Consider the following 10456-nt stretch of genomic DNA (forward strand, 5'->3'; position numbering starts at 1 on the left):
TCAGCGAGTCAGCTTGGGAAGAAATGACCTGCTTATTCGCACCTTCCTTAGTTGATTATCCGGAAGATGATCGATAAATAGCATCGGGATAAATGCAATAAATAAAAAGTAATCCAGTCGGCTATGGTTCATAGCATATACGCCAACGATCGATACGACAGCCGCAGCGGTAATAAAAAATGCCATAAATTTTTCTTTCATCAGACACTTAAAATACTCTGTCTGTGATAAAGAAAAAAACAATGAACCAATCAGCATTGACAGCATTGCTGTCAGCATTGATGGGGGTATCCCTGATGGATGTTTATGCCACAGGAAAATAAAAAACAATCCTGCAACAACAGCGCGAGTCATATTTCCTAATCGCGTAAAGATCAGAGGAATTAAAAGCGATACCCAGAATTCAATACTGATACTCCACGATGGTTCATTGACTAACTTGAAGTCATGCCAATAAAGACCATGAAGAAATAATATATTTTTTAATATCACGCTAATAGAAAAAACATCCGGGCTGGAAACGTAGCCGCCATGGTGCGCATTATAGTAATAAATGGCTACCATCAGCATCGTCGACAGAAAATGAAGCGGCCATAATCGGGCAAATCGTGTAAGAACGTATTTGAAAAAGTTTCCTGATGCGTGGGCATAGGTTAGAACAAAGCCACTCATGATGAAAAAATATACCACACACAGATAGGCACCGCTAAATGGTCTGACTTGCGGCCAACCCATAAAGCTGCCAAACATATGGCTGAGCATGACCATACCCGCCAATATCCCACGAGTGCCATCAATGGCATCAAATCTGTTAACAGACAATCTACACCCCATATTCCAATGAGTAAAACTACATTCTTTTAGAAGAAAGAATTTATTAGTAATAAAAAGAATAGCTATCAATATTCAAAGGTGATTACTGCCCAATAGGAAAAATTTTAAAGGCAGGAAGTCACAAAAAACACAAGTACACACATCGAAATTTTACTGCCCCCAGTAAAACTCGACAAAAAATCTATTACTCTCTAGCTAATAAATCATTAATCTAACAGGAATAGAGACTCGCAAATCATGTGACCACGAGCTCTTTTATTTAACGAAAAAAATTTTTATTGAAAATAACAAGATCACTGACAAAGAAGTGAAACTTGCTTAACTTCTTTTTGAAATTATTTAAAAAAACGTCTTACCACGCGTAGCGGCTTAGTCAACTTCCAGGATAAAGAAGAGATTAAATTTTTGTGATGCTGATAAATTCATTGAACTCTTGCTGTTTGATAGTCATCTCATGATGCATATCATTATTTTTGTCGGTTAACTGACGAATATTCTGTTCCTGTTCAGTTACCCGCTCTTCAATCTCATGCAATTGATTATGCAATATCGCATTTTCATCCTTTTGCCCGGCGAATGAGTGGGTAAGCGTCTCAACTTCTTGCTGTAATGCGGAGCTCCTGGCCTGGAAAAACTCAAGTTCCTTCAGAACCCGATCTTTAAGAGAGAATAGGTACTCTTCAGCTGACAGCGTGGTGATCCTATGATGGGCGGCGGCGATAAATTCATCATAAAAATCATCACTCTTTGCATCCAGGGCAACAACAAACTCTTTCACTTGCTGATAAAACGGGTGAAATGCCGGACCAGAAATCGTGTTTAAATGCCACTCAAGGAACACGACAACATAGTTTTTATAATCTCTGAGACGGTGTTCCATCATCCCCTGCTGACAGATAAACGCTTTAAGCGCCACCAATGCTTCAACAGCACAGCGGTGCGACTCTGCTCGCGTGGCGGATAGGGATTCACTACGGTTGATGGTATGAGAAATTAACGTTTCATTTAAGACCGAAATTCTGTTCGCCATGAGCATAAATGCGCAGACGAAGAAAAGATCGTTGGTCGTCCTGATTTCCTGAAAGCGAAGCTGATGACTAGTAATAAATTGACGCCTGAGAAGCTTGTCCCATGGCCACCAGACAAAGGTGCGGAAAAAGTCAGAGGGAATATCCTGGGATGAAAAAAACTTGAGATCAGGTAACAGCTCCTGGCGCACTGACCACGGCATCGGAGCATAAACCTGCAAGGCGGGATCAAAAGACTGGCTGCGACAGATAACGACATCCGCTTGTATATCGCTAGCACGTGCGTACATGCGCTCCAACATCATGTTATCGACATAATCGTCGTCATCAAGAAAAATAACGTACTCACCGGTAGCAGCATCCAACCCGATGTTTCTTGAGCCTCCCCCACCAAGATTTGTCGTGTTGTTAATGACTCTAATTCGTGAATCAGTTTCAGCCAGCGCCGAGACAATCTCTAAGGTATTATCGTCAGAACAATCGTTGACAATAATGATTTCAATATCATTTAATGTTTGCGACAAAACAGTGCTCAATGTGTCGGAAATATATCCCGCCGCATTGTGCACAGGGATAATAACGGAAACAGCTATACTCTCTTTTTCAGACATGCAATCACCTTGACGCTTAGCTTATAAACGCAATTATATTTATTTATGGGTAGCGTTTAATTTGTAGGTTGCCAGTTTATTAAGGATGGGTAAGATGAAAGCGACTGAGCTTCATCAAAAATTACTCTTCAACAACATCACGATATGTTTTTAATGTTTTATTAATGATCATCACACTCGAGAATTTATCTTGAATGCGTTTTCTGCCATTGATACCCATTGCGACGCGCGTTTCTGGGTTATCCAACAGGAAACCGAGTTTCTCCGCTAATTCCTCGACAGATTTACTTTTTACAATCAACCCATTATCGTTATTGATAATTAAGCTATCACAGCCACCAACATCATAAGCGATACAAGCGCGCCCGGCAGAGGAAGCTTCCAGCAAGATACGCGGTACGCCTTCGGCGTAGACCGACGGCAAAGCAACGATATTTGATTCTTCAATTAAATCAAATACATTAGAGCAATGACCGAGCCAGTTAATCACGCCTTCGCTTTGCCACTTCTGTATCGTCGCCAGCGGAATTGCGTCTTTATCATTCTCAACTAAAATACCGGCAACATTCAGCGTAAAGTGAATATTTTTATTACTCAGTATTTTTTTGGCTTCAATCAGGTCACCCAGTCCTTTACTCCACAGCATACGGCTGGCAAAAAGGACGACCGGAACATCACGCTGCTGCTCCAGAGAGTATTTGTAAATCTCTGGATTAATACCCGCGCCATCAATAACAATAGTCTGTTTGTAATCGATACCAACCAGATCGGCAAGTTTAGCTCTGTCTTTATCATGTTCGAACATAAACAAACTGCATTTGTTACTGGCGATATACTTATATGCCATAACAGTAAAACTTCGCAGCAGCTTAAGACAGGCAGACTCTGCGGAAAATACTCGGCCCAAACCGACAAAACTCAGAATAACAGGACGATGGGTACTTTTAGCCAGAAAACCGCCGATCAAACAGGGCTTGATGGTAATGCAGTGCAACAAATCTGGATTGATGTTTTGAATAATTTTCCGAGCCTTAGAAAAGGCCCGAAAGAAAATCAAAACGTTGAATGATTGGGCGACAAGTGGAATGTTATGGTAAACAAAACCTAATGTCCTGAATTTTTCCGCTATTTTATCATCGACAAAATGGCTAATAATGTGAATCTCATAACCGGCATCTCGGGCGGCAATTGCACGATCGGTCCAATGCAAATCAAAATACCAATCCGAATTTATGAAATAACACAGTTTTTTCATTGCTATGTCCACTTAGTGAAACTTACCGCTGATTCCTTTTACACCATGTACAATCCCACGGCATAAAAACTTTAGATATACCCATTTCCGGCGCTGCACAGGGAATATGGTGATATACTTACACAGGCGCAAAAGGATTGATGAACTACTAAAAATTTCCACTTCCGTGAATATTCTCTTAGCCAAAATCAAGTTCCGACAAAGATAGTAAACCTTCCACTCTGGCGATATAACCTTTCCCTGAATACTCACGTCATGAGTAAAAACAAGCTCCGGTTGATAAGTGATTTTCTCGCCACTTAAAGTTAATTGATAACCAAAATAGAGATCATCAAAATAAAGGAAAAGTTCATCATAAATATGATGAAGGTGCTCATTCAAGACTTCACGCTTAATGATCATGCCAACAAATGAAACGGTTTGCACCAGCATTTTCTTATTATCTGGTACATATCGTTGGGGATGTTTGATATATTGCAAGGTATCACTAAACGAGGTCGGGACTTTTACAAATGGAACATTCATCGCGCATGTCCGGCCCTGTAAATCTTTAACTAAAGCCGTAAAAACACGACAATCTTCTTTATTTATCGTCGCGAACTTATCAAGAATATCACTTTGCGGATAAGCATCATCGTCATAAAAGAAGACCCAATCGCTATCAACAGAGCTGCATATATATTGACTACCGGCCTTAAACCCGCCGGCCCCCCCGTTATTACTGGCCAGATTTAAGACAATGACTCGGGGATCAGTGATTGTCTGCAGCCAGTCAGAGGTCCCATCCGTGGACCCATTATTGACAATAACGATAGAGGTAAAGTGCAGCTTAACAGTTTCAGCAACCGTCTTTTTTAGCTTCTCAAGACGGTTGAAAGTGACTATTAGTGCAGTATGTTTCATCGTACATCGGCCACAAATACAGGCATTGTTTCGTCGTTGGACAATGAAGACAGGTATTTATCGGCCGTTTTTAAGGCTTCTGCAATCGTTACATCCATATCAAGATAGCGATAAGTCCCTAAGCGTCCGACGAAAGTAATATTTTTCTCACCTTCCGCCAGTGATAGATATTTATCCAGCAGAGCCATCTCGCCCATCTGGCGGATTGGATAGTAAGGAATATCATTTTCACCGCAGGCGCGACTATATTCTTTGTAACATACGGAGCCTTCGTGGTTTTCCCACGGGGAAAAATATTTATGTTCGGTAATGCGCGTATACGGGACATCAACTGAGCAATAGTTCATGACCGCGCAGCCCTGGTAATCACCTTGCCAGGTAAATCGCTCAAAGTCCAGAGTACGGTAGCCAAGACGCCCATGCTGGTATGAATAGAAGGCGTCTAACGGCCCGCTATAAAATACATGATCATAACTTTCGCGATTTTCAGCCGCAAACTCACGCTGTAATTGCAGAGTGATATTTTCATGATCGGCGATCGCTTCAATCATATGGGTATAGCCTAACTTCGGCATGCCCTGGAATTTATGATTGAAATAATTATCGTCATAATTGAAACGCACAGGCAAACGTTTGAGTATAGATGCCGGAAGCTCAGAAGGCTGCATCCCCCACTGTTTTATGGTGTAGCCTTTGAAGAACGCTTCGTATAATTCTTTACCAATGAAGCGCAAGGCCTGCTCTTCAAAAGTCTTCGGTTCCAGAATGGAACTATCACCTTTTTCGCTAATGAGCGCGCGAGCTTCATCAGGAGAACAGGTTTTAGCAAAGAACTGATTAATAGTATGCAGATTAATCGGCAGTGAAAAAACCTGACCATTAACAGTAGCTTTTACTCTATTCACATAGGGCATCATTTCCGCATACTGATTGACATAGTTCCAGACGGTTTCATTATCCGTATGGAAAATATGCGGACCGTAGACATGAACCATGACATCAGTCTGAGGATCGCGAGTGTCATAAGAGTTTCCTCCAATGTGGTCCCGCTGATCGATGATTTTAACCTTGTGACCTTGTTCAGCAAGCTGGCGGGCAATGACCACACCTGAAAAACCAGCGCCGACGATGAGAATATTGTTACGCTTCATAATGTATCTCCAGTTGTATTAGCCAAGAATCGAACGGCGAACTTTATAATAATATTTGATGAGCTTATTTCTTCTTGGCGAACCGACAGGAGCATATTTGTTAACATATGGCATTAAAGCTCTTTTAATCTTTGTCTGCAGTAACACGGTTTGCTGCAGTTCAGTATGTTGGTTAGGTACTACCGTGGCCACAGGTAACTGGCGATAGTAGATTTCTTTCTCCCATGGCGTACTTAAAACATTCTCAAGAAAATCATCATAGAAATCGACTTTCTCAGTATTCCATGGTTTGTTTTCACCCGCATAGTGAATCATTTTTGGATTTCTTCTGGCTTGCAAAAAGCGCATATAGGTTGAAAACTTGAGATTCGGGAAGAAATCATCGGTATTACCATTACCATGGTACACGTTCCATTCTAATGGTAAGAATTTGACTCGGCCAAAGAAGACTTTGTTCATGATATCCTGATCTAAGAACCAATACTTTTTGGCTTTCAATGCTGACATCAATTGAGCAAAGGTATTCTCTGTAACCATTTGTTCGACATTAAAAACAATAATCCCGGCCTGAAAATATTCGTCAGGATTAGTCATTCCTAATGTCTTTTTCAGGTATTGCTCTGCAGGCATAATGCCATCATCTGATTCTGACATGGTACCAAACTTCACAAACCCTTCCATGACGATGTCTTTAACAGCGGCAACCAGGTTAGTGCCGATCTCGACATCCAGAAGTGTCGCCAAATCAGCCTTCACCACGGTGTCAGAATCGATAAACACAACTTTTTTATACTCGCGGAAAAGTTGCGGGATGAACAAGCGCGCATAGGTCGACGCACTAAAATGTGCACGGGTATGAACATCACTCATCTCAGTGAATGAATTCACATCAAAAAAGCGCAATGATATGTTGTTATGACCAGCAACTAGCTTGATAAGGCGTTGTTTATTTAAATGACTGACCTTATTTTCCAGAACAACGATATCATAGTTTCTGTTCGCATCAGAATGGAGAACAATTGAATTGATTAATGCCCCGCCACTTAATGCATAGTTATTATCAAAACTAATAACAACCGGTACGCTTTCGTCAAAAACGGGCTTTAATTTACCATTAAATGTTTCAGCAGTAACAAACGTGCGCTGTAGTTCTTTTATTTTTAGCTGTTTATCTTGTTGACATTTGATGATATAGATATTGAATAAACGCTCAGCAATGTGTCCTATAACTCGTTTTTCTTGAGCGTTGTAGTTATTCATCGAAATCCGATCTTCAAGATTAGACAAAATAGCAAAAAGCCATTCAGAATAATCCAGGAACATGTCTTTGCGCATAACAAACATGTTCGTATAATAACCATCAGTTGCATTATTGAATTGTTGAATCGCAGCTTTATATTGTGGATACAGCTCTTCAACGACATCCAGGGCAGACTGATAGTCTTTAATGTGTAAAAACTCACCTTTTGCATAATGATCAAGGTTATTCTTACTTCCTGCCGATGTTACCGACCATTTTTTGGGTAACAGCAGATCATATCCATCGACGCAGGTGCTTATGGATTCATCACTTAATCCAAACTGGCTTTCGTATTCGGCATTGATGAGCGGGTAGTTGACTACCCCCCAGTTATCCTCAGGATGATTTTGTTGTTCTGCAAAGTTCAAGTGTCTGCGGTAATGCATGAATCCCACATAGTCAGCCAGAGATTCATTCTTCCACACCCAGTAGTGGGCCGTCAGCTCACAATAGAAGGGGTTTTTAAAGGAAATGTTGTCTCCGCTATCATCCCCTTCACAGCCAATATCATTATAAGTATTAGCCTTCCCGACATGCAGTGGTTTAATAATAGAGGCATTTAGAAAAGCACTGGGTTTGTGGTGACATGTATAAATTTTGATACTATTCATCTTATTACCAATTATTAAGCCATTGCTTGCTTGCTTGCTTGCTTGTAAAGTTCAATGATTCTCTCTGCTGAGCCAATTTCGCGGAGTTTATGGTTTTCGATCCAAACAACTCTGTCACAGATTTTTTCAACATCACTCATATTGTGGCTAACGAATAATATCGTTACACCCTTATTTTTGAAGTCTCGTATTGTTTGTATACATTTGGCCTGGAACGAAATGTCACCGACAGCAAGTACCTCATCGATAATAAGTATATCGGGTTCTACCTGGCTGATGACAGAGAATCCAAGCTTCGCAAGCATACCACTTGAGTACACGCGAATAGGTTCGTCAATGAAATCACCCAGCTCGGAGAACTCAATTATCCGATCCATCCGTTGCTGAACCTCTTTGCGGCGTAGCCCAAGCAGGGTCGCATTGAGATAAATATTTTCTCGCCCGGTTAATTCAGGGTGAAAACCGCCGCCTAGCTCAAGCATTGAGGCAACGCGCCCCTGGGTTGTAACAGTGCCTTTTGTAGGCTTAATGACGCCGGCCACCAGCCCGAGGGAGGTACTTTTCCCTGCGCCGTTACGACCAATCAGCGCTACGGCCTCGCCTTTACCCACGGTGAAGGTAATGTCTTCGATCGCAAGATATTTACGCCCTTTTAACAGCTGAAAAGCTCTTTTATGGTGAAATACGAGATCCTTAATTCCTGAGCCAATATGGTGGTAAAGAGGATACTCTTTCGTAACGTGACTAAAGTTTATTACTGGTTCCATTACAAAATCTCTGCAAATCGATATTTTAATTTATTAAAAATACTCAGGCCCACAATTGTCAGGACTAAACCTGTAATGTAAAGGATTGAAATATATTCATAATTTAAGACGCCATCCATGAACAGCTGCCGCCAGCTGAGGATCATGCTTGCCAGAGGATTATAGGTAATAATCCAGCTAAATTTTTCAGGAATCATATCTGACGCATATAATATCGGCGTGCAATAAAACATGAGCATGATACCAAGGCTGACAAATCGCTCTAAATCCCTGAAGAACAGATTTAGCGTAGAAAATATGATTGAAATACCAAATGTAAAAATCACCTGACCAAGCGCAATAATTGGTACGCCCCAGAGCCATGAGAGCGATGGACGCATACCATACACGAACATGAATGCAATAATCACAGGAATTGTACACAAGAAATGTAACCCTTCCATCATGACATTACTCAATGGAATAACTGAGCGCGGAAAAACTGTTTTTTTGATTATTTGCGCATTGGCTATAAACGAAAACAAGGAATTTGTCGCCGAGCTGGCAAACCATTGCCACGGAAATAAACCGGTAATCAAGAAAAGGGTATAATTCGGGATCTGCACTCGCATAACGAGCTTAAAAATGAAATAATATATCATTGCAAAAAGCAGTGGATTCGCAATTGACCATAAGTAACCAAATACGCTGCTTTTATAACGTACCTTTAAATCTTTGTTTGTTATAACAACAAGAAGATCAAACAAATACCCTATATTATACTTCATTTTTATACTCATAAATTATTCTACAAAAAATTCCGTACGTAATATGTATCAAACAGAATTATCGATAAGATCTGCTGTGCTCGAGAGACGAACAGCTATTCCCATAAACAAAGACCAATTGTAACATTATTTTGCACAAGCAATATGTAAACAATCTTTCCTGCGCATTAGCACTCCGGAATCGGAGATGATCGCTAACCTCAGTAACCGCTGAATGAAAATGTGATTCTCGTGGAAGACACATAAACCATCCTTTAAGATTGTAAATAAAATGTTAAATCGAACAATGAGTTTATTCTAAAATTCAGACACGCTACCGCCATTGGCTATCGTAACCAAAATGCGGACTCCCCTCTCTAAAGTGTCTGTCTTACCCGGTCTTACCGTAACGAAGAGGATACGCTCGTCGTTAGCTCCACAAGCATTACCGGCGCAGCATTCATGAAGCCACAAACAGCCTAGTCAGCGTTCGGCAAAAAAGCTAAAAACAAACGGATATCTGTACTCAGCGCCCCTCTCCGGACTCACATCCATCGCTACACCGCAACAAATGCACCGCTACTTTCCCCAGTTTATGGCATCCTATCCATCAGGACTTTCTCATTTCACCCTTGAAACCAACAAAAAGCGTCACTCTCGGCAGTATGACTTCAACAGCCATGTAGCTGGGCGCTCCGCATCTCTACATGAGTCAGGCAGAGTATTAAGTTCGCGGGCAGGCAGCGGCAACACCACCAGGATAACGTACTTCCTCATCCTATCTTGCATAAAAGTGAATTTGACTTTTCTTCAAAAGTGGTCAAATCCGAGCGTCGTAGGGTACGTTTGCTGCGCATTATCAATAATGCATCCGTAGGACGTGAATTACGCGCGCATTATAGCTCTGGTCTGGAAGAATAAAAATGAAAAAGCATGACCAATCCATCCAGCCAAAAAATACACAGTTGCTGCACATTATTCGAACACTTCAGCGTACCCACTTAACAATATGATTATAAAAGAAAAAATAGATTTCATTACTATCATTACAATAGTAATACTGACCAATTATTGAGGAATTGTTCGGAAAATATATAAAAAGAAACAATATTGACCAGACTCAGCCTTTCCGCTGCTTTGCTTGCGAGGCGAACAGAGTACGGTAACTATCAAAGAACAGCAGTAACAATTATTCAGCTAAGGAAGGTGCGAACAAGTTCCTGATATGAGATCATCATATTCATCCGGAG

Annotated in this window: 8 protein-coding genes; all 8 read right to left on the reverse strand. The window is 41.0% G+C overall.

What is annotated here, in order from left to right; translation table 11 throughout:
- The 8 genes from HX884_RS23375 to HX884_RS23410 all read right to left on the reverse strand — a co-directional run bounded on the left by HX884_RS23375 (position 1) and on the right by HX884_RS23410 (position 9227).
- Positions 1 to 822, reverse strand: coding sequence for an acyltransferase (locus HX884_RS23375; protein ID WP_239693056.1), 822 nt, complete (start codon positions 820 to 822; stop codon positions 1 to 3).
- 409 nt (positions 823 to 1231) lie between these two features.
- Positions 1232 to 2473: a glycosyltransferase family 2 protein gene (locus HX884_RS23380; protein ID WP_016247608.1), complete on the reverse strand. Its 1242-nt coding sequence runs from the start codon at positions 2471 to 2473 to the stop codon at positions 1232 to 1234.
- 121 nt (positions 2474 to 2594) lie between these two features.
- Positions 2595 to 3740 carry a glycosyltransferase family 4 protein gene (locus HX884_RS23385; RefSeq protein ID WP_178328873.1) on the reverse strand — a complete coding sequence of 382 codons (1146 nt, stop codon included), beginning with the start codon at positions 3738 to 3740 and terminating at the stop codon, positions 2595 to 2597.
- Positions 3741 to 4631 carry a glycosyltransferase gene (locus HX884_RS23390; protein WP_000683047.1) on the reverse strand — a complete coding sequence of 297 codons (891 nt, stop codon included), beginning with the start codon at positions 4629 to 4631 and terminating at the stop codon, positions 3741 to 3743.
- Positions 4628 to 5782 (reverse strand): UDP-galactopyranose mutase, encoded by a 1155-nt coding sequence (glf, locus tag HX884_RS23395; RefSeq protein WP_016247610.1) that lies wholly within the window; start codon positions 5780 to 5782, stop codon positions 4628 to 4630. Before glf ends, HX884_RS23390 begins: the two co-directional genes overlap by 4 nt.
- Before the next feature lie 18 nt (positions 5783 to 5800).
- Positions 5801 to 7693, reverse strand: coding sequence for a DUF4422 domain-containing protein (locus tag HX884_RS23400; protein WP_023312621.1), 1893 nt, complete (start codon positions 7691 to 7693; stop codon positions 5801 to 5803).
- 14 nt (positions 7694 to 7707) lie between these two features.
- On the reverse strand, positions 7708 to 8460 hold the full coding sequence (gene rfbB, locus HX884_RS23405) for an O-antigen export ABC transporter ATP-binding protein RfbB (RefSeq protein WP_058673565.1): 753 nt from the start codon (positions 8458 to 8460) through the stop codon (positions 7708 to 7710).
- Positions 8460 to 9227 (reverse strand): ABC transporter permease, encoded by a 768-nt coding sequence (locus tag HX884_RS23410; RefSeq protein WP_057069384.1) that lies wholly within the window; start codon positions 9225 to 9227, stop codon positions 8460 to 8462. Before HX884_RS23410 ends, rfbB begins: the two co-directional genes overlap by 1 nt.
- Between the last annotated feature and the right edge of the window lie 1229 nt (positions 9228 to 10456).

It is taken from the genome of Enterobacter sp. SECR19-1250 (assembly GCF_013391025.1).
Classification (GTDB): Bacteria; Pseudomonadota; Gammaproteobacteria; order Enterobacterales; family Enterobacteriaceae; genus Enterobacter; species Enterobacter cloacae.